The sequence below is a fragment of the Bacillus andreraoultii genome (assembly GCF_001244735.1).
GTDB classification, from domain to species: Bacteria; Bacillota; Bacilli; order Bacillales; family Caldibacillaceae; genus Caldifermentibacillus; species Caldifermentibacillus andreraoultii.
On the sequence record NZ_LN868937.1, the window covers coordinates 1,799,953 to 1,825,147 of the forward strand.

General features: G+C 36.0%; 23 protein-coding genes and 1 pseudogene. 21 read left to right on the plus strand and 3 right to left on the minus strand.

Translation table 11 applies throughout. From position 1 onward, the window contains the following. The first annotated feature begins 28 nt into the window (after window positions 1–28). Window positions 29–361 (plus strand): ArsR/SmtB family transcription factor, encoded by a 333-nt coding sequence (locus BN2144_RS13770; protein WP_033828821.1) that lies wholly within the window; start codon window positions 29–31, stop codon window positions 359–361. Window positions 362–575: 214 nt separating this feature from the next. Here BN2144_RS13770 and BN2144_RS13775 read toward each other — a convergent pair whose 3' ends face one another. Continuing rightward, window positions 576–1,127, minus strand: coding sequence for a GbsR/MarR family transcriptional regulator (locus BN2144_RS13775; RefSeq protein WP_230199743.1), 552 nt, complete (start codon window positions 1,125–1,127; stop codon window positions 576–578). 240 nt (window positions 1,128–1,367) lie between these two features. Here BN2144_RS13775 and BN2144_RS13780 point away from each other — a divergent pair, with 240 nt between their 5' ends. The 11 genes and pseudogenes from BN2144_RS13780 to BN2144_RS13825 all read left to right on the plus strand — a co-directional run bounded on the left by BN2144_RS13780 (window position 1,368) and on the right by BN2144_RS13825 (window position 14,115). Further along, window positions 1,368–2,507, plus strand: a complete 1,140-nt coding sequence (locus BN2144_RS13780) for a betaine/proline/choline family ABC transporter ATP-binding protein (RefSeq protein ID WP_033828823.1) — start codon at window positions 1,368–1,370, stop codon at window positions 2,505–2,507. A 16-nt stretch (window positions 2,508–2,523) separates the two neighbouring features. Next, the gene (locus BN2144_RS13785; protein ID WP_033828824.1) at window positions 2,524–3,177 is read left to right on the plus strand and encodes an ABC transporter permease; all 654 of its coding nucleotides are present in this window, start codon (window positions 2,524–2,526) and stop codon (window positions 3,175–3,177) included. Between the two features lie 13 nt (window positions 3,178–3,190). After that, window positions 3,191–4,117, plus strand: a complete 927-nt coding sequence (locus BN2144_RS13790; protein WP_407638037.1) for an osmoprotectant ABC transporter substrate-binding protein — start codon at window positions 3,191–3,193, stop codon at window positions 4,115–4,117. Continuing rightward, window positions 4,117–4,818 carry an ABC transporter permease gene (locus BN2144_RS13795; protein WP_042337973.1) on the plus strand — a complete coding sequence of 234 codons (702 nt, stop codon included), beginning with the start codon at window positions 4,117–4,119 and terminating at the stop codon, window positions 4,816–4,818. The genes BN2144_RS13790 and BN2144_RS13795 overlap by 1 nt, the downstream gene beginning before the upstream one ends. A gap of 282 nt (window positions 4,819–5,100) precedes the next feature. Continuing rightward, a complete protein-coding gene (locus tag BN2144_RS13800; RefSeq protein WP_230199744.1) occupies window positions 5,101–7,116 on the plus strand; it encodes a penicillin-binding transpeptidase domain-containing protein in 2,016 nt (671 codons plus the stop codon). A gap of 173 nt (window positions 7,117–7,289) precedes the next feature. Continuing rightward, the gene (locus BN2144_RS13805) at window positions 7,290–8,699 is read left to right on the plus strand and encodes an ISLre2 family transposase (protein WP_033826706.1); all 1,410 of its coding nucleotides are present in this window, start codon (window positions 7,290–7,292) and stop codon (window positions 8,697–8,699) included. 314 nt (window positions 8,700–9,013) lie between these two features. After that, a pseudogene (locus BN2144_RS19280) lies at window positions 9,014–9,264 on the plus strand (MATE family efflux transporter); the annotation flags it as partial. A gap of 192 nt (window positions 9,265–9,456) precedes the next feature. After that, the gene (locus BN2144_RS13810) at window positions 9,457–10,806 is read left to right on the plus strand and encodes an aspartate kinase (protein WP_033828826.1); all 1,350 of its coding nucleotides are present in this window, start codon (window positions 9,457–9,459) and stop codon (window positions 10,804–10,806) included. Between the two features lie 268 nt (window positions 10,807–11,074). Next, window positions 11,075–11,542 carry a DinB family protein gene (locus BN2144_RS13815; RefSeq protein WP_033828827.1) on the plus strand — a complete coding sequence of 156 codons (468 nt, stop codon included), beginning with the start codon at window positions 11,075–11,077 and terminating at the stop codon, window positions 11,540–11,542. A 236-nt stretch (window positions 11,543–11,778) separates the two neighbouring features. Then, window positions 11,779–12,999: a C40 family peptidase gene (locus BN2144_RS13820; RefSeq protein ID WP_033828828.1), complete on the plus strand. Its 1,221-nt coding sequence runs from the start codon at window positions 11,779–11,781 to the stop codon at window positions 12,997–12,999. Window positions 13,000–13,185: 186 nt separating this feature from the next. After that, window positions 13,186–14,115, plus strand: coding sequence for a ketopantoate reductase family protein (locus BN2144_RS13825; protein WP_033828860.1), 930 nt, complete (start codon window positions 13,186–13,188; stop codon window positions 14,113–14,115). Between the two features lie 31 nt (window positions 14,116–14,146). On the opposite strand, the gene BN2144_RS13830 is transcribed toward BN2144_RS13825, so the two are convergent. Next, window positions 14,147–14,944, minus strand: coding sequence for a Cof-type HAD-IIB family hydrolase (locus tag BN2144_RS13830; protein ID WP_033828829.1), 798 nt, complete (start codon window positions 14,942–14,944; stop codon window positions 14,147–14,149). A 304-nt stretch (window positions 14,945–15,248) separates the two neighbouring features. Here BN2144_RS13830 and BN2144_RS13835 point away from each other — a divergent pair, with 304 nt between their 5' ends. Beyond that, window positions 15,249–16,313, plus strand: coding sequence for a DnaD domain-containing protein (locus tag BN2144_RS13835; protein WP_050632322.1), 1,065 nt, complete (start codon window positions 15,249–15,251; stop codon window positions 16,311–16,313). 112 nt (window positions 16,314–16,425) lie between these two features. Here BN2144_RS13835 and BN2144_RS13840 read toward each other — a convergent pair whose 3' ends face one another. Further along, window positions 16,426–17,004 (minus strand): CueP family metal-binding protein, encoded by a 579-nt coding sequence (locus tag BN2144_RS13840; RefSeq protein WP_042337976.1) that lies wholly within the window; start codon window positions 17,002–17,004, stop codon window positions 16,426–16,428. 199 nt (window positions 17,005–17,203) lie between these two features. On the opposite strand from BN2144_RS13840, the gene BN2144_RS13845 reads away from it, so the two are divergent. The 8 genes from BN2144_RS13845 (at window position 17,204) to aroE (ending at window position 25,191) form a co-directional block, all read left to right on the plus strand. Further along, a complete protein-coding gene (locus tag BN2144_RS13845; RefSeq protein ID WP_230199745.1) occupies window positions 17,204–18,217 on the plus strand; it encodes a DUF3231 family protein in 1,014 nt (337 codons plus the stop codon). A gap of 6 nt (window positions 18,218–18,223) precedes the next feature. Continuing rightward, window positions 18,224–18,688 (plus strand): hypothetical protein, encoded by a 465-nt coding sequence (locus tag BN2144_RS13850; RefSeq protein WP_033828830.1) that lies wholly within the window; start codon window positions 18,224–18,226, stop codon window positions 18,686–18,688. Between the two features lie 83 nt (window positions 18,689–18,771). Then, window positions 18,772–19,245 (plus strand): DinB family protein, encoded by a 474-nt coding sequence (locus BN2144_RS13855; RefSeq protein ID WP_033828831.1) that lies wholly within the window; start codon window positions 18,772–18,774, stop codon window positions 19,243–19,245. 373 nt (window positions 19,246–19,618) lie between these two features. Continuing rightward, entirely contained in the window at window positions 19,619–20,674 is a 1,056-nt protein-coding gene (gene aroB / locus BN2144_RS13860) for a 3-dehydroquinate synthase (RefSeq protein ID WP_033828832.1), read from the plus strand. Window positions 20,675–20,692: 18 nt separating this feature from the next. Beyond that, on the plus strand, window positions 20,693–21,994 hold the full coding sequence (gene aroA / locus BN2144_RS13865) for a 3-phosphoshikimate 1-carboxyvinyltransferase (protein ID WP_033828833.1): 1,302 nt from the start codon (window positions 20,693–20,695) through the stop codon (window positions 21,992–21,994). After that, the gene (aroC, locus tag BN2144_RS13870) at window positions 21,972–23,051 is read left to right on the plus strand and encodes a chorismate synthase (RefSeq protein WP_033828834.1); all 1,080 of its coding nucleotides are present in this window, start codon (window positions 21,972–21,974) and stop codon (window positions 23,049–23,051) included. Before aroA ends, aroC begins: the two co-directional genes overlap by 23 nt. A 154-nt stretch (window positions 23,052–23,205) precedes the next feature. Continuing rightward, entirely contained in the window at window positions 23,206–24,351 is a 1,146-nt protein-coding gene (gene pheA / locus BN2144_RS13875) for a prephenate dehydratase (RefSeq protein ID WP_033828835.1), read from the plus strand. Window positions 24,352–24,369: 18 nt separating this feature from the next. Continuing rightward, complete coding sequence (gene aroE / locus BN2144_RS13880; RefSeq protein ID WP_033828836.1) at window positions 24,370–25,191, plus strand: shikimate dehydrogenase; 822 nt, start codon at window positions 24,370–24,372, stop codon at window positions 25,189–25,191. Window positions 25,192–25,195 lie beyond the last annotated feature (4 nt).

Sequence of the window (25,195 nt, forward strand, 5' to 3'; positions counted from 1 at the left end):
GATATTTTCGATGAAGGAGAGGAGCCATTTGGACCAAGATATGCAGACATTTAAATCAGATTTTTTTAAAGCATTGGCACACCCACTTCGAATTAAAATACTCGAAGTTTTAGTAGATGGAGAAAAAAGTGTAAATGAAATCCAAAGTGCAATCGGTAGTGAAGGGTCAGCGGTATCCCAGCAATTAATGATTCTTCGGAGTAAAAATATTGTCGTTGGGGTGAAAGATGGGAATCGGGTTATTTATTCATTACGTGATCCTTTAATCGTTGACTTACTTCGTGTAGCGAAACAAATTTTCAATAACCATTTAGTCAATACGATTCAGTTGCTTGATCAATTAAATAGTGATGCTGAATAAATAGAATTTAAATCAAGGGGTTGTCCAGAGAGTCGTATTTTTGATTTCCGGATGCCCATATTCATGTTTCAAAACCATGATATATCGATATTTTTCATTATCACATTTTTAGGATATCCGCTTTTCAGACAGTCTCTTGATTTTTGTACGAAATAATTATCTTATTGTTAAAATAAGTCAGTAACTACAATCGATAAATAAAAAGAGCCTAAAATTATAGGCTCTTTTTATTTGATTTCGGGACGTATTGGAATATTTCTCCACTATCAAGTAAATCAGTGAACCGGTGGAGCCAATCGTAATAGTCAAGCCATTTTTTTGTCTCCTCTAATAATTGATTCACTTTATGTTCAGTTGTTTCATCTAATTCTTCATGTTCCAATATTGAAAGAAGTTCTTCTTGAAATAGTTTCCCTGTTCGGCGATTTTTCTTTATCATCATTTGCCAATTAGAGGTGATTAAAGAAATAAAAGTTTGGTAATAATCGTGTTCAACATTATAAAGGTCTTTCCTTACCCCTTTTTCAAACACTTTGTAAGCAATATTATGTTCAACCATTTCGCGGACGACTTGGCTCATACGTGTTTTGCTCAATCCGGTTGCCTCTGATAGCGTATCAAGCGTCATTGGTGAACCGTTCATATAAATCGTACCAAGAACTCGTCCAACTGTTGCAGGTATACCAAATATCCGCATATTTTCAGCGATATTTTCAATAATCCTTTCCTCAATATGTGTTATTTTTTGCTGAACCGCCTCAATCAACATGTTCACCCCAACTCTATTTGTAATATCACGATGCACTTTTAATAATTTACCATATTTAATAAAAAAACCAAATGAACTTTGTTGCACCTATCGAAAAGAAGCATTAATACTTTAAAAAGGCAATAAAAACAATTTGTATAAACTATACAATATATAAAATTTATAAACTTTTAATTTTACAAAGTTTATTATACAATAGAATTATCCGTTAAGGAAATATTTTGGAGGTGCAAAATTTTGCTGAAATTTGAACATGTGTCAAAAATTTATAAAGGACAGAAACGAGCTGTAAACAATTTGAATTTGCAAATGAATGAAGGAGAGTTTATTTGTTTCATTGGACCGAGTGGTTGTGGAAAAACGACAACAATGAAAATGATTAATCGGCTCATTGAACCGACAGAAGGAGCAATTTATTTAAAGGAAAAAAACATTATGGAAATGGATCCAGTTGAATTAAGAAGAAAGATTGGCTATGTTATCCAACAAATTGGTTTATTTCCCCATATGACAATTGAACAAAATATTTCTCTTGTTCCACGTCTCCTAAGATGGCCTCTGGAAAAACAGAAAAAACGTGCGAGCGAATTATTATCTCTAGTGAATATGACTTCCGATTATCTTCATCGTTATCCAAGTGAATTAAGTGGTGGTCAGCAACAACGAATTGGTGTACTCCGGGCGCTTGCTGCAGATCAGCCGCTCATTTTAATGGATGAACCTTTCGGTGCGCTTGATCCAATTACACGGGATTCATTACAAACAGAATTGAAAAAACTACAACAAAAATTGAATAAAACAATTGTATTTGTCACCCACGATATGGATGAAGCGATAAAATTGGCGGACCGTATTGTAATAATGAAAGATGGGGAAATCGTACAGTTTGCAACTCCAGATGAGATTTTACGAAATCCAGCAAATGAATTTGTTGAAGAATTTATCGGACGGGAAAGACTTTCTCAAGTTCAACCGCATATACAAACGGTTGATCAAATAATGAACCCTGCGCCAGTAACCGTTACACCAAATGTATTTTTATCTGAGGCGATTCGTCTAATGAAACAAAAACGAGTAGACTCACTTCTTGTTGTTAACCGAAATAATAAATTAGAAGGCTATATTGATTTTGAAATGATTGATCAAAAGCGTTCGCAAGCGAGTCGCGTAGCTGAAGTCGTTGAGAAGGATATATTAAAAGTCGAAACGGGGACATTTGTGCGAGATACGATTCAAACGATTTTAAAACGTGGACTAAAATATGTTCCTGTTGTCGACCATGATGGACGATTAGTCGGTATTGTCACACGTACGAATCTGGTCGATGTTGTTTACGATTCGATTTGGGGAAATGATACAGAAGGAATTGCGCAATAACATTGGAGGGGGAAAATTGGATAGTTTTATTTCATTTATGAATGAAAATGGAGCGGATCTACTATTGAAATCGTGGGAACATATTTATATCTCGCTCATTGCTATTGTAGCGGGAGTTTTAGTTGCCATCCCACTAGGTATCTTATTAACTCGTTTACCAAAAATTGCAAACTTTATTTTAGGTTTGTTAAACGTATTGCAAACAATACCGAGCTTTGCCATTTTAGCCTTGTTTATTCCATTACTAGGTGTAGGAATAATACCTGCTATTGTTGCACTTTTCTTTTATTCACTTATGCCGATTTTGCGAAATACATACATTGGTTTACGTGATGTGAAAAAAGATTTAATCGAAGCAGGGGTTGGTATGGGGATGAATGAATGGGAACGAATTCGCCTTGTCGAATTACCTTTAGCTATCCCGGTCATTATGTCTGGAATTCGTTTAGCCGCTGTTTTCCTTATTGGTTGGGCAACACTCGCCTCTTATATTGGAGCTGGTGGATTAGGTGATTATATTTTTAGTGGGATGAATTTATATAAGCCTGAATTTATTCTTGCCGGTGCGATTCCAGTGACAATACTTGCATTACTGACAGATCTTTTTTTAGGAAAAGTAGAGAATTGGGTAACACCGAAAGGAATACGAAAAACAACAGCCCAAGTATAGGAAGGTGGAACAAGTGTTGAAAAATATAAATAGATTGACAGCTATACTAGTCCTGTCTCTTACTCTATTTTTAAGTGCATGTTCACTTCCTGGTTTAAGTGGTGCACCGAAAAATACAGTTCGAATCGGAACGGTTTTAACGACAGAGACGCAAATATTAGGGCAAATGATTAAACAACTAATTGAACATGAGACGGATTTAGAGGTAACGATGGTAAGTAATTTAGGTTCTTCGATTGTTGCACACCAAGCAATGCTCGATAATCAAGTGGATATTTCAGCTGCCCGTTATACAGGGACAGATCTTGCCGGTGCACTTGAAATGGATCCGGTAAAAGACCCTGATGCGGCACTTAACGTTGTTCAAAAGGAATTTGAAAAACGATGGGATCAGAAATGGTACGACTCTTATGGCTTTGATAATACGTATGCATTTACTGTAACAAAGGAGCTTGCAGAGGAAAAAGGAATCGAAAAAGTTTCTGATTTAGCATCATTGTCGGGTGATTTACGATTTGGTGTAGATAATTCATGGATACATCGGGAAGGAGATGGCTATCAAGGATTTGTTGAGACATATGGATTCCAATTTCCACAAATTTATCCGATGCAAATTGGTTTAGTCTATCAAGCATTAGATCACGATGAAATGGATGTCGTTTTAGCCTATTCAAGTGACGGACGAATTGCGGCTTTTGATTTAAAAATATTAGAAGACGATAAGAAGTTTTTCCCACCGTATGATGCGTCAGCTGTTGCAAGTAATGATATTTTAAGAAAACACCCTGAATTAGATAAAATACTAGAAAAATTAGTTGGGAAAATTGATACAGAAACAATGCAAAGACTAAATTATGAAGCAGATGGGAGAATGCGAGAACCAGCCATTGTTGCACAAGAATTTCTAGAACAACATAATTATTTTGAGGAGGTGGAATAATGAATATTGTGCAAGATTTGCTCGTTTATTATACACAAAATTCGTGGTACGTATGGGAACAGTTTGTTAGACAATTTCTCATGTCTGCCTATGGTGTATTATTTGGTGCCATTGTTGGAATTCCAATCGGGATATTTATCGCCCATCATAATCGATTAAGTCCAGTTATCATTTCTCTCGTGAATGTAATCCAAACAATTCCGGCCTTAGCGATGCTTGCGGTTCTCATGCTTGTTATTGGTCTTGGACCGAATACAGTCGTGTTCGCTCTTTTTCTTTATTCCTTATTGCCAATTATTAAAAATACGTATACTGGAATCCGAAATGTGGATTCGGCAATGCTTGAATCAGGAAAAGGAATGGGCATGACACGGTTTCAAGTGTTACGAATGGTTGAATTACCATTATCATTATCAGTCATCATGGCAGGACTACGAACAGCACTCGTTATTACAATTGGAGTCGCAACGATTGGAACATTTATCGGTGCAGGTGGACTTGGGGATATTATTCTTCGTGGAACGAACGCCTCGGAAGGAACAACGATTATTTTAGCAGGTGCTATCCCAACTGCACTAATGGCTATTCTCGCTGATGCCGTCATGGGGTGGCTAGAAAGGAAGTTAGCACCGGGTATGAAAAATAGAGGCAATAATTCATTTACGAAAGTGGAAATAGGAGATAACATCAATATCCAATAAGCTGTCGGTTTCGGCAGCTTTATTAACTAATTCAGTGCTATTAGTATATACTGATACTCTTTGTTTAAAGTTAGGCAATCCTATTCTTTATTTCTAGTCCATTTTCTTACATTCGGTGGAAACCTTTTCTTTTCGCTTGCATTGAAATAGGATGAAGATACCTCCTTAGTGCTATCACTTTTATATAGAAAAATAAACAATAATGTGTAAAATAGATATATAGAAAACGAGAGAATGTCAAACTTTCCACTGATAGAATAGAAAAAAGAGAGGATGAGTACATTGAAATATAAACGTCTATTTTTATTTCTAAGTTTTCTTCTCATTATTAGTCTAATCGGATGTAGTAATAAGGAGATCCAGCCTAACGATGTATTTGCCACATATGTTAAGAATTGGGAGAAACAAAATTTTAATAAAATGTATGCTATGCACTCTTCCAAAGCAAAAGAGGCCATTAGTAAAGAAGACTTTACGAAAAGATATAAAAAAATATACAGCGATTTGGAAGTAAAAGATTTAAAGATTACATATAAAAAACCTCCAAAAGATGAAAAGGTGGATAAAAATACAAAATCAGTAACGATTCCTTTTACCGTATCCATGAATACGATTGCAGGGCCAATCAAGTTTGATCAAAAGGCAAAACTAGTGAAAGTTGACAAAGATGATCAAGTAGATTGGCAAGTCAATTGGAACACTGGTTTTATCTTCGCAGGGATGGAGCCAGAAGACCGGATTAGTTTAGACGTGAAAAAAGCTTCACGTGGGCAAATCCTCGATCGGAATGGGGAAGGACTCGCGATTAATGGTGATGTATATGAAGTGGGAATCGTTCCAGAACAACTAGGTGACCAAGCCGACATGATTAAAGATAAGCTTTCAAAAATCGTCGGTACTTCCGTTGAGAAAATCGACCAAGCATTAAATGCCGACTGGGTGAAGCCACAATATTTTGTGCCGATAAAGAAAATCCCGAATTCGCAAAGTGGTGTCGTTAGTCAACTTGATGGCATTCCAGGAGTTCAAGTACAAAAATCATCATCACGGGAATATCTTCTTGGGGATGCAGCGGCCCATTTAGTCGGGTATGTTGACGAAGTTTCCGCAGAAGATATTGAAAAAAATGAAGGGTATTCACCTGGTGATGTTATTGGTAAAAGAGGGCTAGAGCAGTTATTTGAAGATCAGTTAAAAGGAGAAAATGGAATAATCATTTATATTGAGAAACCAGATGGGACAAAAATGGAGTTAGCAGAAAAACCGTTGAAAAATGGAAAAACAATTCAATTAACGATTGATAGTAAAATTCAAAAAGAACTAGTAAAACAGTTTAATGGAAGGCCGGGAACAGCAGTAGCGATGAATCCGAAAACGGGGGAGGTATTAGCGCTAGTAAGCAGTCCGTCCTTTAATCCAAATGAATATATGTTCCTATCAGCGAATGAACGAAAAGCATTGGATGAGAAAGATTCGGAACCATTATTAAATCGGTTCGTCTACCCTCATACACCAGGGTCGGTAATGAAGCCATTTACTGCCGGTATTGCATTAGAAACGGGTGCAATGACAACCGATTTAAGTCGTGATATTAAAACGAAACAATGGCAAAAGGATTCTTCCTGGGGTGGCTATTATGTTACGCGGGTAAAAGATCCGGGGAAACCAGTCAATTTACGGGATGCACTCGTCTTTTCTGATAATATTTATTTTGCGCAAACAGCATTAGATGTCGGAGCAAAAAAATTCACGTCAGAAATGAAAAAGTTTGGTTTTGGTGAAGAAATTCCGTTTATTTATCCATTAAAATCTTCACAAATTTCGCGAGACGGTAATATATCGAATGAAATTTTATTAGCGGATTCTGGATATGGCCAAGGGGAAGTTCAAACGAATATTGTCCAATTAGCTGCTGGTTATACTACTTTTATTAATGACGGAAATATGATCAAACCAATCCTTTTAACGAGTGATGAGAAAGCACAAGTATGGAAAAAAGGTGTCGTTTCAACTGAACATGCGAAAGTAATTACTGAATATTTACGAGATGTTGTGAGAGATAAAGCAGGTACTGCCCATTCTGCAAACATGGATCAGTTGCCACTTTCGGGTAAGACTGGTACAGCAGAAGTTGGAAAAACAACACAAGGGGAAAGAGCAGTCGAAAACGGTTGGTTTGTTGCCTACAATACAGAATCACCAGACTTACTCATCGCCATGACGATGGAAGGGGTTGAAGGTGGAAGTAAAACGGTAGTAAAAGCTGTGAAGGAAGTGTTTACGAACGCTAAAAAGTAAAGGAATGTAATATCAAAAACGTATTGTGACCTCAAATGATGAGGATATGTGTAAAATATTACTCGGGGGTTAAAATACCACGTTTTGGAAAATATTAACTGGCAAAAAAAGAGAAGGCACTCTAATATAAATGTAAGCTACCAGGCTTAATACATTTAGAAAGAGGCCTTCTCATGGATAAAATTATATCAAGAATTTATGGATTAATAAAGGAAACAAATAATTTAATTGAATTCGAGGAACAACTTCAAATCTTGATGTATGAAACATTCGCATCATTAGTTGGGGATGTTTTTACTAATATTAATCAAGTAATCAAAGAAAATAAGCAAACGGAAAATTGGACAGTTGAAAGAAACGATGAGAAGACAATCCAATTTATTTTCGGATCTGTTCGCTTTAAGAGGACGCTTATGCATGATGTTAATGGAAATCCACACTATCCCTTAGATGAGTGGCTAGGGTTCATAAAACATCAAAGGTATAGCCCTCTGGTGGAAGTAAAGGTAGCTGAATTAGCAAGTGAAAATACATACCGTGAATCTGCACGTATTTTAAAAGAATGGTCGGCTGTAAATGTTAGCCATACAACAGTCGGTAATATTGTGAAAAAGGTTGGAGAGGCCCAAGCAAAGGCTGACCAAGAAATGGTGGATGAACTTGAAGAATCGGCATCGTTGCCAGAAGGAAAGAAAGTTGATTTTTTATATGCAGAAGCTGATGGTGTATTTGTTCGGGGGACAGAAAGAAAAAAACAGATGGAAGTTTGCCACGGGATTATTTATGAGGGATGGAATAAAAATGGCAAGCGCGTCTCTTTGAGAAACCAAAAGGTAATTATGACAACCCAGCCAACAAACACGTTTTGGAAGGAATTTCAGGCCTTTTCTGCCAATGAATATTCGATAGAAAATACACATGTAATTACGAATAGTGACGGGGGCAGAGGATATACAGCTGAGAAGTTCCAAGAGGCTTTTTCACAGTCGAAACACCAAGTATTAAATCAATTAGACTCGTATCACATAGGTGAAGCCTTAAACCGAGCTTTAGGCTGGAAAAAGAATAAATTCAAGGGGTCTATTCAACAAGCTTTATCAGACCATGATAAAAAGGCCTTTTCATTATATTTGGATACATTTGAAAGTATGCTAACCGACGAAAAAGAGATAAAAAAAGTAAATGATTTTCGAGGTTATATTTTGAATAATTGGGATCGGATTTTTGATTGGCGAGATAAAGTGAAAAGTCATCCAAAAGATGCGCGTGGGTTAGGTGGAATGGAGTCGAATCAACGCCGTATTTCTTTCAGGATGAAGAAAAGAGGTATGCATTGGAGTAAAGAAGGTGCGGAGGCCATGGTAAAAGTAAAACAAGGGATAATCAACGGAACTTTGCGAGACGTATATTTAAAGGCACAAGGACGAAGTGAAAGAAAGCATCGTGAAGTGAAAAGAACCATTCGTATGTCTCAAGTATTACGCCAGCCTACACAACCTTCTATCGGTGTAAAAAACGGTAGTATAAGCTTGTACGTCGCCCACTCAACAGCGACAGGGAAATTATTAAAATGTTTTCGGTAATAGAAGTACCCTAGAATAATTTGTTTGGTTCTTGTTTTTTAGAACCGAACAAATTATTCTAGGCCAGCAAGCGTTAGCGCGGTAGCTGAAATAGCTGTACAAAAATAGAGTGCCTGAAGTATTGGTGTAAAAACAAGACCGAGAAACTCTTGACACATACATGATGAGGTCTTTTCTTTTAAAATAGGAGTGATTGCTGTAACATGATTTTACAAAAGGATCCATTATGCAACAGATGTTTATTTTTGCAGGACCAATCTTATTAACAAATTTATGAATTAGCCGAGAACACTCGTTACTTTAGTGACGAATAGTTCAATTTAAATGGAATTGTTCGTGCTGCTGGTGCGATGTATCAAGTTCTCGTATTAAATATTCTTTCGTTTTGGCTTTTACGCTACCCGTTAACCGCAATTTGTTCTAGTTGGACTGGCCAAAATGGAATTGCCCTCGGAATGGGAATTAGTTTTGTCATTAGTAATATTTTCGCATTTTCCTATTTTATCGATGGGGTGGTTGGAGACGAGTAAAATTATTTTCAAACGAATCAGTTGAGAATGAATAAGCATTAGTCGAAAAACGCTAATAGGTTTCATTACCATTAGCGTTTTTCGCATTTCTTAATGAATCTCGACAACAATCTTTTTTACGTTAATACGTTAAAAAATATTTTAAAAAATAATTGCAAATAGAGTGAATTCAAGAGATAATAAGATTTATAGAAATTTTTTCTAGTAAAAAATAGGAGATGTCGGAAATGAAAGTTGTTAAATTTGGCGGTACGTCTGTTGCTTCAGCACAGCAAATAAAAAAAGTATTTCAAATTGTAACGGATGATCCGAATCGGAAAATTGTCGTTGTCTCTGCACCTGGAAAAAGAAGTAAAGGAGACACAAAAGTAACCGATTTATTAATAACATGTGGTGAGAATTATTTAAATTATGGCAATGGGAAAGAAGCATATCAGCTCGTTGTCAAACGATATAGTGAAATTGCCCAAGAATTAGGGCTCACAGAAGTTATTGTTGACCGAATTGCGGCTGACTTGCAAGAGATTTTACACGGGGACCGTTCAAATTCTGAAAGCTTCATGGATGCAGTGAAAGCGAGTGGGGAAGATAATAATGCCAAATTAATTGCTGCTTACTTCCAGTCTCGTGGTGTTGAAACTCATTATGTTAACCCAAAAGAAGCGGGGTTATTCGTAACGGATGAGCCGGGATGTGCACAAGTGTTACCGGAAAGCTATAATAATTTACGCAAACTTCGCGACCGTTCAGGCATTTTAATTCTTCCAGGGTTCTTCGGTTATTCAAAGGAAGGTCGGATCGTGACGTTTTCTCGTGGTGGTTCAGATATTACCGGCTCGATTTTAGCAAGTGCTGTTCGTGCAGATGTTTATGAAAATTTTACAGATGTTGATGCTGTATATTCAGTGAATCCGAGTTTTGTACATAATCCAAAAGAAATTCGTGAAATTACTTACAAAGAAATGCGTGAATTATCTTACGGTGGGTTCGGTGTTTTTCATGATGAGGCATTAATTCCAGCTTTCCGTGCAGGCGTATCAGTAAATATAAAAAATACAAATAATCCGTCACATCCAGGCACAAAAATTGTCCACAATCGGGAAAACGAAAACGGACCAGTTGTTGGGATTGCGAGTGATACTGGATTTTGCAATATATATGTAAACAAATACTTGATGAATAGAGAAGTTGGATTTGGTCGGAAATTGCTACATATTTTAGAAGACTTCCAATTATCATATGAACATACGCCATCAGGAATAGATGATATTTCTGTCATTTTGCGTCAAAATCAATTGGATCGAACGATGGAACAAGAGGTGGTCGAGCGAATTAAGTCTGAACTACACGCAGATGAGGTCCATATTGAACATGACTTAGCAATGATTATGATTGTTGGTGTCGGCATGCGTCAAATGGTAGGAACAATGTCTCGTGCGGCCTCTGCTTTTTCAAAGAGTGGCGTGAACATCCTTATGATTAACCAAGGATCATCAGAAGTGAGTATGATGTTTGGTGTAAAAGAGTCGGATGAAAAGAAAGCCGTGCAAGCATTGTATGAAGAATTTTTCGATTAATAGCTGTTATATTGGGGTGTTATTTCAAAGATTGTTCTTTGTATGCTTAAGGTGCGCGTTGCCTTAGCGAAAAACATCCTTATAATAAGTTGAACAAGAAGCTCAAGGATACTTGGGCTTTTTGTCTAATAACAGTCGACATTAATTTCTATAATAAAACAAATACTGTCAAAAAAATAAATTTGTTTGTCGAACACCATATTACTTTTAATAAGAGGGAAATTTTACTATACTAAATGTGATTCTATTAACATAAGGGGGAAGGTTTATGTCTGAATTAAAACAGTTTAATTTAGCAAGAACATCGTTACTTACATTTATAAACGAATTAGATGAAAATGTACTTGATCGCACTTCAGAGTACTTTGAAAATACAATCCGTTGGCATATTGGGAACATACTATTTGTAAATGAGAAATTTTTATTCGTCAATCAAATAAACGCTCCAACATTACCTGAGGAGTACAAAGAACTGTTTAGTTCTGACCGTACTGTGAAAGATTGGACAATCGAACCGCCAAGTCTCGAAAACCTACTGACTCAATTAGAAGAGCAACAAGTTCGAATTAATCGCTTTGATGAATTATTTTGGAAATCAAATGTGAAATTTAAAGTTCCATATGGCAGTGTTAAAACGCATGGAGATTTACTTATTATGCTTTCCTATCGTGAAGCAGAAATAATTGGCATGATGAAAGTAATGCAATCAATTATTAAAAAACCTTCACTCCATTAAATAATCCAAGAATATGAGTCTGGGTAGTATTCCTCAGGCTCTTTTCTATTTATTCTAATTATTATTGCCGATTAATAGTCCTGCTAGAACAATATAGGTCTATCGGACTATCAATAATAAAAATAGTAGTTTATAAAATAGTATTTGTAATACAAATGTAATATTCTAGTAAATGGAGTGAAACCCATTTCATGTACAATAAAAGACATAAATCGACTGAAAAAGGTGGTATACTCTTGAAAAAGCCCTTTACAGCCATTAGTGCTTCGATAATTCTAGGTGTTGGTGTATTTTCAGGCGTACCTACATACGCGCAAGTAACAAACCCAATTCAAAGTAAAATTATCGAGAACCAAAAAGAGCAAGCAAAAGTGAATCAACAAATTGAAAGACTTGAAAAAGCAATTAAAGAAAACCAACAAATTTTAAAAGAAACGAAAGAAAATATAAAAGAGACAAAAGAAAAGATTGAAAAATTACAGGCAGAAAAAGAAGCGCTTATTAAACAAATGGAAAAGCGTGAAGAACAAATTAAAAACCGTCTTCGTGTAATGCAAGCAGGCGGAGGTCCAGGTGGATACATACAAGTTATTCTTGGGTCTACAAATTTTGAAGATTTTATAAGCCGTGTTAGCGCAATTTCAACATTAACAAAAGCAGATCAAGATTTAATTGATCAACAAAAAGCTGATGCAAAGAAAATCGAGGAAACGGAACAGACAGCACAAAAAGAATTAACTAAGTTGAATAATATGAAAGAAGAACTCGATGGAATGCAAAACCAAATTGCAGAACAGAAAGCAGAAGCTGAAACGATGAAAGCACGCTTGTCGGAAGAAGGCCAAAACTTACTTGAAGAAAAAGAAAGACAAGAAAGAGCAGCACAAGAAGCATTACTTGCCGCTCAATCTTATGCTAGCTCATCAAATGAATCTAGCTCAACAAATTCTACTGTTCAAGCAAGTTCAAATTCTACTGTTCAAGCAAGTTCAAATTCTTCTAAATCGACTAAAGCCGAATCAAATAGCTCAAGTAGCAAAAAACCAGTGTCAACTCCATCCTATACTGTAAGTGGTGGAAGTGCTGTTAACGTTGTAACGAGTGCAGGCCGTCAGTTTATCGGTAATTCTGTCTATGTATGGGGAGCGTCTGACCCTGTCAATGGTCGTTTTGATTGTTCTGGTTTTGTTCATTGGGCATTTAAACAAGCTGGAATTGGTGTAGGTAGAAGTACAACAGCTTTAAGTTCTCAAGGTACAAAAATTTCAACAAGTGAAATGCGACCTGGAGACCTTGTTTTCTTTGATACGTATAAGAAAAATGGACATGTAGGTATTTACTTAGGAAATGGTAACTTTATTGGCTCCCAAAGCTCAACGGGTGTTGCAGTTGCTAATTTAAATGGCGGTTATTGGGGTAGTCATTTCAAAGGTCATGTTCGCCGTGTTATTAATTAATATTAATGGTCAATCAGTACATCTGGTTGGCCTTTTTGTTTTTAAAGAAATAGAGAGACTTATAGCCTTACTATGATATTGTTTCAGAATTTCCTGCATTTCTATGGTAATATGACTATATAACTTTGGTTTAACTTCAAGTTAAAAATGAAAGGGATTACAATGGCAAAGGAAGGGAATGGTATAATGAAGTTTTTAATTGTCGGTGCAGGCGCAGTTGGAGGATATTTTGGGGGAAGACTGTTAGAAGGTGGAGCAGATGTCACTTTTCTAGTTAGGGAAAATAGACAAAAAAAATTGCAAGAAACAGGTCTGATTGTAAAAAGCAATTACGGAAATATTACTCTTCCAGTAAAAACGATTGTAACTGGGGAAACAGTTGAACCATATGATGTCATCATTTTATCAACGAAGGCCTATCATCTTAAAGAGGCGATGAATGACATTGGCCCTTATGTAGGTGAGGAAACGATGATTCTTCCATTATTAAATGGAATGGCTCATTATGAAGCTTTAGATCGTCAATTTGGGAAAGATCGAGTCATTGGTGGTCTCTGTTATATTGAATCGACACTTGATTCTGAAGGAGCTATCATTCAAAATGGTTCAATGCATGAAATCGTCTTTGGTGAACGTTCTGGCCATTCAAGCGAGAGAATTCGTCAACTTGCTACGATTTTTAATAAAGCAAAAATGGATTCACAATTAAGTAATGAAATTAACCAAGAATTGTGGCATAAGTATTTATTTATCGCAACGATGTCTGGTATTACGACTATGATGCGTGCCTCAATTGGACCGATTCGATCGACCGAGACAGGTATGGCTACAATTAGTCGGCTTACAAAAGAAATCATTGAAATTATGAGAAGTGGTGGCGCAACTCTTGCAAAAGATATAGAAGATATTCAGTTGAATAAAGTGCAAAATTTAGCGCGAACGATGAAGTCGTCCATGCAACGGGATATGGAAAGAGGTCTACCTGTTGAAGTAGATCATTTACATGGATATTTATTGGAGATTGCGAAGAAGGAAAATCTTGAAGTTCCGGTTTTACAATCCGTCTACGCAAACTTAAAAATTTATGAACAAATTCTATTAGAAAAGCAGTCCTAAGTTTTGGACTGCTTTTTCGTCAAAAAGCCAATTAAACGTTCAATAATTCTCTTACTGCATAAGCAAATCCATTTTCGTCATTTGATTTCGTCACAACGTCTGCAGCAGCTTGAATATGTTCAGGTGCATTCGCCATCGCAATGGATCGAGTTGCCACATTAAATTGCTCCACGTCATTTCCACCATCACCAAAGGCGAAAATAGCATCAAATGTTACCCCTGTTAATTTTTGATAGCGCAATAATGCCGTTCCTTTATTCGCTTCCGTTGATGTAAACTCAATATTATTAGGATGAGAGGAAGCCATTGAGATGTCAATTTTCCCTTCCACTACTTTTTTCACAGCGTCAATTTTTTCAATCTCATCTAATGTAGAAACAGCCATCACTTTATAAATTTTAATGTTATCTCTTTCGAATAGTTGATCATAATTGTAGTCCTTAAAAATTGCCTCAATTTCTTCTGGAGTTTTATTTAGTAAATCTGGGTTTCGACAAGGAAAACCACCTTGGTTCGTGTAAACCATAATTTGTAATCCAAGTTCATTTAAAATTGGAAATAACGTTTGGTATGTTTCTATCGGTAAAGAGGCTTCGTATAAAACTTCACCCGTTTCCGAATACAAAACGGTTCCGTTAATTGTAATAATTGGCGTCTTTAATTTTTGTAACTCATCAAATAAAAGAATATCTTCAATCGCTCGTCCTGAATTGATCACGACACAATGACCTTGTTCTTTCAGGTCTTGTAATACATTCAAGTTTTCCGTTGAAATTTGGTGATTCGAATTTAACAATGTTCCGTCTAAATCAATTGAGTAACATTTCATATGCATAATTCCTTTCTATCAATATCCATTGTTACTATACCATATCTTTGTCACATATCGACAGTTTCATTTTAGAATATGTTCCGTTATGACGATGGATGTGGTGCGCTACAGTGGCAAGCATCGAATGTTAAACGCTCGTACTAATACAAAGATTACTTAAGAGATTACTCCATCTATTTCTACAAAGAAGTCTATGATTGTCTGCTTAATCTGAAAAAAATTTTTCAAATTGATTTATCCATTTTTTACTCCTCCGTATATAACTATAGTGAAAGGGAATTGATAGAAAGGTGAATCGAAAATGAAAACTGGAAATAAAATTGTTGATAAAATAAGTGAAATGGAATTTCAAGGGAATATTATTCCGACAAAATGGATGAAAAATATTACGTTTGCAAACAAAAAGCCACATGTTGTTGCCGTTGTAATCTTATCTGAAATTGTATATTGGTATCGAATGTCGCTCGTTCGTAATGAGAACGGAAAAATTATTAAAGCGAAGAAAAAATTTAAAGCTGACAAATTACAAAGAAGTTACCAATCATTTGTTGATCAATTTGGTTTTACAAAAAGACAAGTGAAAGATGCGATTCAGTTTTTAGTTGACTATGGTATTCTTGTTCGTGAGTTTCGTCATATTAAGACAGAAACAGGTCTTACAATTCCAAATGTGATGTTTGTTGAGCCTGTCATTGATATGATACAAAAGATTACATATGAAGAAGTTGATTTATTTACGTTAAAAGAAAGTGAGGAAATGGCTTCTAGTCCTGATCAAACAATTGAAGGATTACTAGAGGAAGAAGAAAAGAAAATTACATATACTGAAGATAGTTATGAAGAGGAAAGCGATTTGGATAAAAAAGAAGCTGTTGCACAGGTTAATCTGATAACGACATCGATAGAAGAAGAGTCCTGTAGAGAAACAAATCAATATGAAAAATCGTTTGCATTTTTTGAACAAAATGGATTTGGTCTTGCTAAAGGTTATTTAGCTAAGCAAATTACGTATTGGTGTAATGACTTATCAGAAGAAGTGGTGATTGAAGCGATGAAAATTGCCCTTCATTATGGCAGCACGCGTTGGCGATATGTCGTAACCATCTTAACAAACTGGAGAGAATTAGGAGTGGAAACGATAGACTGTGTTCACCGATTGAGGAAGGAAAAACCACAAATACAAGCGAAGAAAAGAGTGACATCTTCTCGCCATCGATATCAAGAACCTATCCCTCATTGGCTTGAAGCAAGGAAAATGAGTCGAGATTCGAAAGTTAGAATTGAAAATAATTTAGACGTAGAAACAGAACAATTGAAAAAGAACTTACAACAGCGATTGAAAAAGTATGAAAAACGCTTGGCCTAAATGTTAACATGCATATAAAGAAAACTTAGGTCTAGAGCCTTTAGGCGAAAGCAGAGACTAGCGTTCGTCGAAAAAAATCCACCCTTGCATTAGGTGGACACGTCTTAAAGCTTTATGCCTTTTTATCTTCTTTTAATTGCATTGTTGTAATACAAGTATTGTCATTTTCAAATGTTGTAATTTCGGATATTGCTACTTGATTAGCGTTTGTAATGGTTACGTTATACGTTTGGTTTCGTGGTAGCCATAAATCAATGAATCCATTGGCATGAGATTTCATTGTTTGATTGACGATAACCTTACCGTCTTTGTCTTTAACAATAACTTGAAATTCCTCATTTGCCAATTCACCACGACATCCGGTTAAACTATGAATTTCACACGGATGCGTTTGTTTTTTAAACGGTGCAATGGAAACAAAGAACTCATCATCTGGTAGTTTAAAAATCGTTTCATTTGAATTTTTATCGGTTACAATCAATTCATTTGATGTGATGGAAGCTTGTTCGTCCACTTTTTTTCCAAGACTGTATTGTTCTACTAGTTTCTTTACGTCTTCTGTTGTACCGATTGTACTCGTCGTGTTCTTGTCTTTATTTATCGAACTAGTAATGAAAAATACTGCTAACAGGACAACAACTGTACCAATTAATGTTATTAATTTTTTATTCACTGGAATGACTGACACCATCTTTCTTTTCTATTTATCTATTAATATACGGACTATTCCACTTGAAGTAAAGTAGATTTAAGCTTTAAGTCCTTATTTTTCAGTTACAAATTTTGACATGAATATGACATTTATTACACCTGATAAAATATAACGAAAATTTTTTCATAAAATCCTCTGCAAATAGAGATATTAGTATTACAAATACTGTAGGGGATGGGTGAAAAAGTTGAAAGAAAATCGTCATGTGAAGTTAACTGCTGCTGAACTAGGGTATCTTTGGCAATCCTATATGGGCGATACGATGTCTATCTGTATTTTTCAATACTTTTTAAAACATATTGAGGATCGGCCGATAAAAACGTTAATGCAACATGCACTTGATGTCTCACAACAACATGTTGAACAAATGAAAAAGATTTTTCGAAAAGAGGGCGTACAAGTACCAATCGGATTTACAGAAGAAGATATAAATCTGAATGTAGGGCGGTTATTTTCTGACATTTATTATTTACGCTATATTGACCAAACGACGAAAGGTGGAATTGCCGCCTATAGTCGTTTGATGCAACAAATTTTCCGTGACGACATACGTTCTTTCTATAAGAAATGTATGCAATCAACTATTGAGTTAAGTGACGAGGCTACGAAGTTATTATTAGAAAAAGGAATCGCAAGTAGACAACCTGTTATTACATATCCTGATCGTGTTGAATTTATTAAAAAACAATCATTTATGTTAGAAGGACTTGGGAAACGAAATAACTTGAGTTCGATTGAAATTGCCCAACTTTATTATAATATAGAAACGAATTATTTAGGAACAAGTTTAGCTCTAGCTTTTAGCCAAGTGTCAAAATCTGAGAAAGTACGAAAATTTTTCCTCCGTGGAAAAGAAATTGCGATGAAGCATATAAAAATCTTTCGTGAGTATTTAGAAAATAGTTCACTACCTGCACCAATTTCGTTTGAACAGGAAGTGATGAGTTCGACTGAAGCACCTTTCTCGGAAAAATTGATGATGTACCATTTTTCCTTAATGATTTATCAAGGCATTAGTAATTATGGTATTTCGATGGCAAATTGTCAAAGAAGTGATTTAGTCGTCGATTTTTCTCGACTCATTGTGGAAGTCTTGAAATATTCTGAAGACGGATTTAACATAATGATTGGAAATGGTTGGCTAGAACAACCTCCTATGTCTATCGATAGAAAAAACTTAGTAAAGGAATAGAAAAATGTGGAGAAAAAGATAGAGGCGTTACTATGGAGTGTTGCTTTTCCAGGATTTGGACAATTATTAAACAAAAAATACGTCAAAGGGATTTTTTTTGTACTATTAGAATTCATTGTGAACGTCCAATCCCATTTTAATGAAATTATTTTATATAGTTTTCATGGAGAGATTGAAAAAGCCGTTCAACATGCTAATTATCAATGGTTATTGTTTTATCCATGTGTTTATTTTTTTGCTATGTGGGATGCGTTTAAAGATGCCGGGGGAGGAAGGGGTCAGTTTTCCTTTTTGCCATTCGTTTTTTCTGCTTATTTTGTTACGATTGGAGCAATTACTGCACCGAAAATTAAACCTTTTGGTATACTAATGGGTCCTGTGTGGTTAGGAATAGGAGCAGTTATTCCTGGAGTTATATTTGGACTATTTGTAAAAAGGTTAACAATATTCTTTACAAGAGCGGCAGAGTAGAACGTAAATTTTTGAATGGATCAGGGATATTCGATATAATGAGGTTGATAAGAATACATAGAATTAGTAGGGGAGTGACAGTTTTGTATCGCACGGTAAAAGATTTTTTAACAGATTGGACGGATTCTCAAGCTGGAACATTACAAGTATTAGAAGCTGTAACCGATGAAAAATTAAATCAAGCCATTACACCAGGACATAACACATTAGGATGGTTAGGGTGGCATTTAGCAAATAGTATCACATTTTTCGCTAGTCTTGTTGGATTGAACGTCCAGCCGCCTGGGAACCGCGATGTTGTTCCTGAAACAGCAAGTGAGATTGTAGATGGCTATCGGAAAGTCTCGGAATTATTTAATAAAGCAGTCGAACAAAACTTCTCGGATGAAAAAATGATAGAAAATATCGACCTGTTTGGAAACCCAACACCACGAGGAGCGGTATTGCGTCGAATGATTGATCATCAAACACATCATAGAGGTCAAATGACTGTCTTATTACGTCAAGCAGGACTCCCAGTTCCAGGTGTCATGGGGCCGACAAAGGAACAGCAATAAACAACGAATGATCCGTTTCTCGTGCATGAAACGGATTTTTCATTAAATCCCATTTTAGTTGCTTAACCCGTTGACTTTCACCAGTATTTTGTTATAATGAAAAAACAAAATGTTTATAATATTTATACGGTTATGAAGGCTGGGGATGAAGATGGGGAAAAGGTTGCAATTAAATCAAACGGCAAAAATGAATGATTATTTAAATTTTTTCTGGGGCTATTATTTTAGCGCTGGCTTTTTCTGTTGCAACCGAATAATATATGAGTGATTTTTGAGTTCTTCGTTTCCTGAAAGAATGGTATAATGAAGTATCAGAACTCAAGTAGTAGGGGTTCTATTTTTTTATATAAAAAAAGTAGAAGAAGGTGCTTCTATGGGAAAATTAGTCGTTAATTTAGGTGAGAGGAGTTATTCGCTTCTCATTGAAAAAGGGATACTCGACCAAGTAGGAGAGAAAATTCGAGATATATACAATGGAAAGAAACTAGTTATTGTAACGGACGAACATGTAAACAAACATTATGGAAATAAAATTGCGGAAAATTTGAAGCAATGTCAATATGAAGTACATCGAATCGTGTTGCCACCTGGTGAGGAAACAAAATCCTTTCAAATGTTAACCGAAATCTATAACCAGTTTTTAGATTGTAAGTTAACGAGGAGTGATTTAATCGTTGCGCTTGGTGGTGGTGTGATTGGTGATCTTGCCGGGTTTGCTGCATCAACCTATTTACGTGGTGTCCCCTATGTGCAAATTCCAACATCACTTCTTTCCCAAGTGGATAGTAGTGTCGGTGGGAAAGTAGCTGTTGATTTAGCACGCGGCAAGAATTTGGTCGGTAGTTTCTATCATCCAAAATTAGTTTTAATTGATCCGAATGTACTTGATACGTTAGAAGACCGTTTCTTTTGGGATGGAATGGCTGAAGTAATTAAGTACGGCTGCATTAAAGATGTGGCACTTTTTAATGAGTTAAAGGGTTATCAAACGAAAGCACAAATAATGGAGAATATTGAACAAATTATTTACCGATGCTGTGAAATTAAGAAAGACATTGTTGAAAAAGATGAACGTGATACTGGGGAACGTATGCTGCTGAATTTTGGCCATACATTAGGGCACGCGATAGAAACATTTTATCAATATAAAAAATATACGCATGGAGAAGCGGTTGCGATTGGCATGGTTGAGATTTGTAAACGAGCTGAAGAGAAAGGCTTAACAGCAAGTAGTATGGTTGAGGAAATTAAAGAACTTGTTACCCAATATCATTTACCATACCGACTGGAACTCGCAGATATTACACCGGTACTAGATACTATTCAATTAGATAAAAAGAATATAAATAATGTACTAAACGTCATTTTGTTAAAACATCTTGGACAATCTTATATTTATGAAACAACAATCGATTTTTTTAAATCTTAAAGGGAGTGGGAGATGAGAATGGGTAATTTAAACGTTTTACCGAAAAAACTAACTGGTTCTGTAAAAGTTCCACCTTCGAAAAGTATGGCACATCGGGCAGTAATTTGTGCAGCATTAAGTAATGGTGTTAGTAAAATTACGAATATTGACTTTTCAGACGACATGATTGCCACCATTCAAGCAATGGAATCATTTGGCGCAAAAATTACAAAGCAAACAGATGAACTTGAAGTGATTGGAATCTTTCACGAAACAGCAGGAAAAGAGAATCAAGGTGAAAACACGATTGACTGTAATGAATCGGGCTCAACATTACGTTTTGTTATCCCAATATCGACTTTGTTTCCAGGACCCCATCGATTTATCGGTCGAGGGAAGTTAGGGGAACGTCCACTAGATACATATTATAAAATTTTTGAACAACAAGGTGTGGCGTATCAATATAGAGAGGGCGAGTTAAATCTCGTTGTCGATGGAAAGTTACAAAGTGGGCTATATGAAGTAGAAGGGAATGTGAGTTCTCAATTTATTACTGGACTTTTGTTCACTTTACCACTTTTAGACGGAGATTCTACAATTGTCATTACAACAGAACTAGAATCGAAAGGGTACATCGACTTAACATTAAGTGCAATGAAAGACTTCGGAATTGAAGTAGTGAATAACGATTACAAAGAATTTTTTATTAAAGGAAAACAGAAGTACAAAGCGCGAGATTATCGTGTTGAAGCTGATTATTCGCAAGCAGCATTTTTCCTAGTTGCCAATGCTTTGAAAAATGAAGTAGTGATGCATGATTTAAATCTAGATTCGCTTCAAGGCGATAAAGAAGCAATTGAAATATTGGAACGAATGGGAATGGGGTTACGAGAGAAAGATGGAGGATTTGTCGGGGAAGCTGATGATCGTCTAATTGCAACAACGATAGATGGCTCGCAATGTCCGGACATTATCCCAGTTATTTCACTGGCTGCTGCTTTAAGTGATGGAACGACCGAAATTATTAACGCGGGTAGGCTTCGAATTAAAGAATCCGACCGACTTCATGCAACAACAACCGAATTAAATAAACTTGGCGCAAACATAACTGAACTGGAAGATGGTCTCGTCATTGAAGGGGTCTCACAGTTAAATGGTGGTGTAGAAGTTTGGAGTCATAAAGACCATCGAATCGCGATGATGCTTGCGATTGCTTCGACCGTTTGCAATGAACCTATCATTATTAAAGACTATGAAGCAGTCTCTAAATCGTATCCGAATTTTTGGCAACATTTTAAACAACTAGGAGGTCATTTCGTTGAGTGGAATATGGGGGAATAAAATAAAACTTTCGATTTTTGGTGAATCCCACGGGCCTGCCATCGGTATTACGATTGATGGACTACCCCCTGGGGTTGAAATAAATATGGACGACGTATTAGAAGAAATGGATCGGCGAAAACCAGGGAAGAGTTTACTATCTACAACTCGTAAAGAAAGTGACACACCAGAGATTATTACCGGATTTTTTAACGGACGAACAACCGGTGCACCATTAACAGCAATTATTAAAAATGGTGATCAACGTTCGAAAGTGTATGATGATATTAAAAATTTAATGCGCCCAGGACATGCAGATTACCCAGCGTTTGTAAAATATGGTGGTTACCACGATTATCGGGGTGGTGGACATTTTTCCGGAAGAATTACCGCTCCTCTCGTTTTTGCTGGAGCTATTTGTAAACAGATCTTAGCGGAAAAGGGCATACACGTTGGGGCTCATGTGAAAAGCATTCGTCATATTGAAGATCTAAGTTTTCGAGATGTGGAAGTAACACCAGATTTATTCACAATGTTGAAAAAACAAGAAGTCCCTTTGTTAGAGGAAGGGAAAAAAGAAGAAATTGAGGAAGTCATTTTACAAGCGAGAAAAGAGATGGATTCTGTGGGGGGAACGATAGAATGTACAGTCATTGGTCTTCCTCCAGGGATTGGTGATCCGTTCTTTAACTCAGTTGAATCGGTGTTAGCTCATTTAATGTTTTCAGTTCCTGCTGTAAAAGGAATTGAGTTTGGTAAAGGTTTCGACATGACGAAACTTCGTGGTTCAGAAACAAATGATGCCTATTATTATGATGGAGATGAAGTGAAAACATATACGAATAATAATGGCGGAATTACGGGTGGGATTACAAACGGGATGCCTGTCCTATTTAAAGTAGCGGTAAAACCAACGTCTTCCATTGCAAAAACACAGAACACCATTAATATTGCTGAGGAAAAAAATGCCGAACTCGTTGTGAAAGGACGCCACGATCCTTGTATCGTCCCAAGGGCAGTGCCTGTTATCGAAGCTGTTACGGCTATTGGAATTTTAGATCTTTTATATATTTCTTAAACCGTGATCAATAGGTGAAAAGTATACAAATTAATTGACGTTTCTAGTTAAGTAGAACAAGCATCTATTTACAAATCGGGCCGGTCAAAAGGATTGAATCCGACAAAAATGAAAATGAATGGCTTCACATTTTAACATAATAAGGGGTAGTGAAATGTCTGAACTAGATAGATATCGGAAAGAAATTGACGAGATTGATAAACAATTAACAGAGCTATTTGAAAAGCGGATGAATACCGTTTTCCAAATTTGGGCGTATAAAAGAAAACACGATTTACCCGTGTTAAATCAAGAGCGAGAAAATGAAATTATTGAAAAAAATATTTCGTACTTACAAGACGAAAACTATGCTTGCTCATTGAAAAAATTTTACACACAAGTAATTAATCTCGCTAAAGAATTCGAGTATCGAAAAAATCGTGAAGAAGATGAAAATATCGAAATTGAAAATTATACGAACGGCCATAATAAACGAAAAGTAGGTTGTTACGGTGTTCAAGGTTCGTTCTCTGAAGAAGCGATGTTTAATTATTTCGGGGAAGATGTTGTTGCAAGTAATTATGAAGAATTCGAGGATGTCTTCTTAGCGATTAAAAACGGAGAAATCGAATATGGAGTCTTGCCAATCGAAAACTCGTCAACCGGTGCAATTTCACAAGTATATGACTTATTAGCGAAATATGAGTTTTCCATTGTCGGTGAAAAATATATAAAGATTAATCAACATTTGATTGGTCATAAGGGAACAGATTTAACGAAAGTGGAAGAAGTGTATTCCCACCCTCAAGGCTTTCAACAGTCTAGTGAATTTTTACGAGATTATAAGCATTGGAGAATGATTCCGTTCCATAGTACAGCAGATAGCGTACGTCTTGTTCGTGAGTTAAACGATAAAAGTAAAGTCGCTATTGCGAGTAGCCGGGCAGCAAACATTTACAATCTTGAACTCATCCGTGAAAATATTAATAATAAGAGTGAAAATTCCACCCGATTTATTGTTATTTCGAAAAATTTACAAGTTAATTCCGAGAGTAATAAAACAAGTGTCGTCTTTTCACTGGAACATAAAGTAGGTACACTTTATAGCTTGTTAAGTCATTTCGCGGAAAACGATATTAATATGATGAAAATTGAATCTCGTCCGACTGAAGAAGGGAATTGGAAATACGTCCTTTATGTTGACTTTGAAGGAAATATTCGGAGTGAAAAAGTGAAAAAAGCGTTAAGTTTAATTGAAGATGGTTGTAAATATTTTCGCTTACTCGGTTGCTATAGACAGGATTTAGCACATAGCGAGTAGAAAGGAATGGCGGCTTCCATGGAATTTTATGGTTTATTGGGAGAAAAGCTCGGGCATAGTGTATCTCCAGAAATTCACGAAAAAATTTTTTCGTTACTTGATGTCCGTGGCGCATATAAAAAATTTGAAGTTGCTAGAACCGATTTACCAAAGTTTATCGCTGGGATAAAAGTTTTAGGAATAAAAGGAGTAAATGTAACGATTCCATATAAACAGGAAATTATCCCTTTCTTAGATTTTCTATCAGAAGAAGCTCGAAGTATCAACGCAATCAATACAATTCTTTTAAAAGATGGGAAATTATATGGATATAATACAGACTATTTCGGTTTTGGTACGATTCTGAAGGCAAACAATATCGAGATTACGAATAAAACATGTACTGTTCTTGGATATGGGGGTGCAGCCAAAGCGGTTGTTCAATATTTGCTTGATCACGATGTAGAAAGAGTCTATATTGTTTCACGTCGGAACTTTCCTGAGACGTTGTACACGGATTTACGAGTACATTTTACGACGTATGACAAACTAGATTCGACGAAAGGAGACGTCCTAATTAATACGACGTCTGTTGGTATGTTTCCCGATGTTGATGTGAGTCCGGTCGGAATTGAAGTGATTCGAAATTTTGATATCCTTATTGATATTATTTATAATCCGAGGATGACGAACTTTTTAGCGATGGGTAAAGAAGCGGGAAAACAAGTGTGCGGTGGTTTAGAAATGCTCGTTGGTCAAGCGGTAAAGTCGGAGGAAATTTGGCAAAACACTCCAATTCCTGATGAAGTGTTAAATGAAGTGATGACGTATATGGATGAAAAATTTTCGATAAAAGAGTGATGGA

What these genes read in the sequence shown, in the direction of transcription:
- BN2144_RS13795 (WP_042337973.1), top strand. Translation starts at nt 4,117, where the DNA reads ATGAATATTGTGCAAGATTTGCTCGTTTATTATACACAAAATTCGTGG.
- BN2144_RS13805 (WP_033826706.1), top strand. Translation starts at nt 7,290, where the DNA reads ATGGATAAAATTATATCAAGAATTTATGGATTAATAAAGGAAACAAAT.
- BN2144_RS13810 (WP_033828826.1), top strand. Translation starts at nt 9,457, where the DNA reads ATGAAAGTTGTTAAATTTGGCGGTACGTCTGTTGCTTCAGCACAGCAA.
- BN2144_RS13815 (WP_033828827.1), top strand. Translation starts at nt 11,075, where the DNA reads ATGTCTGAATTAAAACAGTTTAATTTAGCAAGAACATCGTTACTTACA.
- BN2144_RS13825 (WP_033828860.1), top strand. Translation starts at nt 13,186, where the DNA reads ATGAAGTTTTTAATTGTCGGTGCAGGCGCAGTTGGAGGATATTTTGGG.
- BN2144_RS13830 (WP_033828829.1), bottom strand. Translation starts at nt 14,944, where the DNA reads ATGAAATGTTACTCAATTGATTTAGACGGAACATTGTTAAATTCGAAT.
- BN2144_RS13835 (WP_050632322.1), top strand. Translation starts at nt 15,249, where the DNA reads ATGAAAACTGGAAATAAAATTGTTGATAAAATAAGTGAAATGGAATTT.
- BN2144_RS13840 (WP_042337976.1), bottom strand. Translation starts at nt 17,004, where the DNA reads ATGGTGTCAGTCATTCCAGTGAATAAAAAATTAATAACATTAATTGGT.
- aroB (WP_033828832.1), top strand. Translation starts at nt 19,619, where the DNA reads ATGGGAAAATTAGTCGTTAATTTAGGTGAGAGGAGTTATTCGCTTCTC.
- aroA (WP_033828833.1), top strand. Translation starts at nt 20,693, where the DNA reads ATGGGTAATTTAAACGTTTTACCGAAAAAACTAACTGGTTCTGTAAAA.
- pheA (WP_033828835.1), top strand. Translation starts at nt 23,206, where the DNA reads ATGTCTGAACTAGATAGATATCGGAAAGAAATTGACGAGATTGATAAA.
- aroE (WP_033828836.1), top strand. Translation starts at nt 24,370, where the DNA reads ATGGAATTTTATGGTTTATTGGGAGAAAAGCTCGGGCATAGTGTATCT.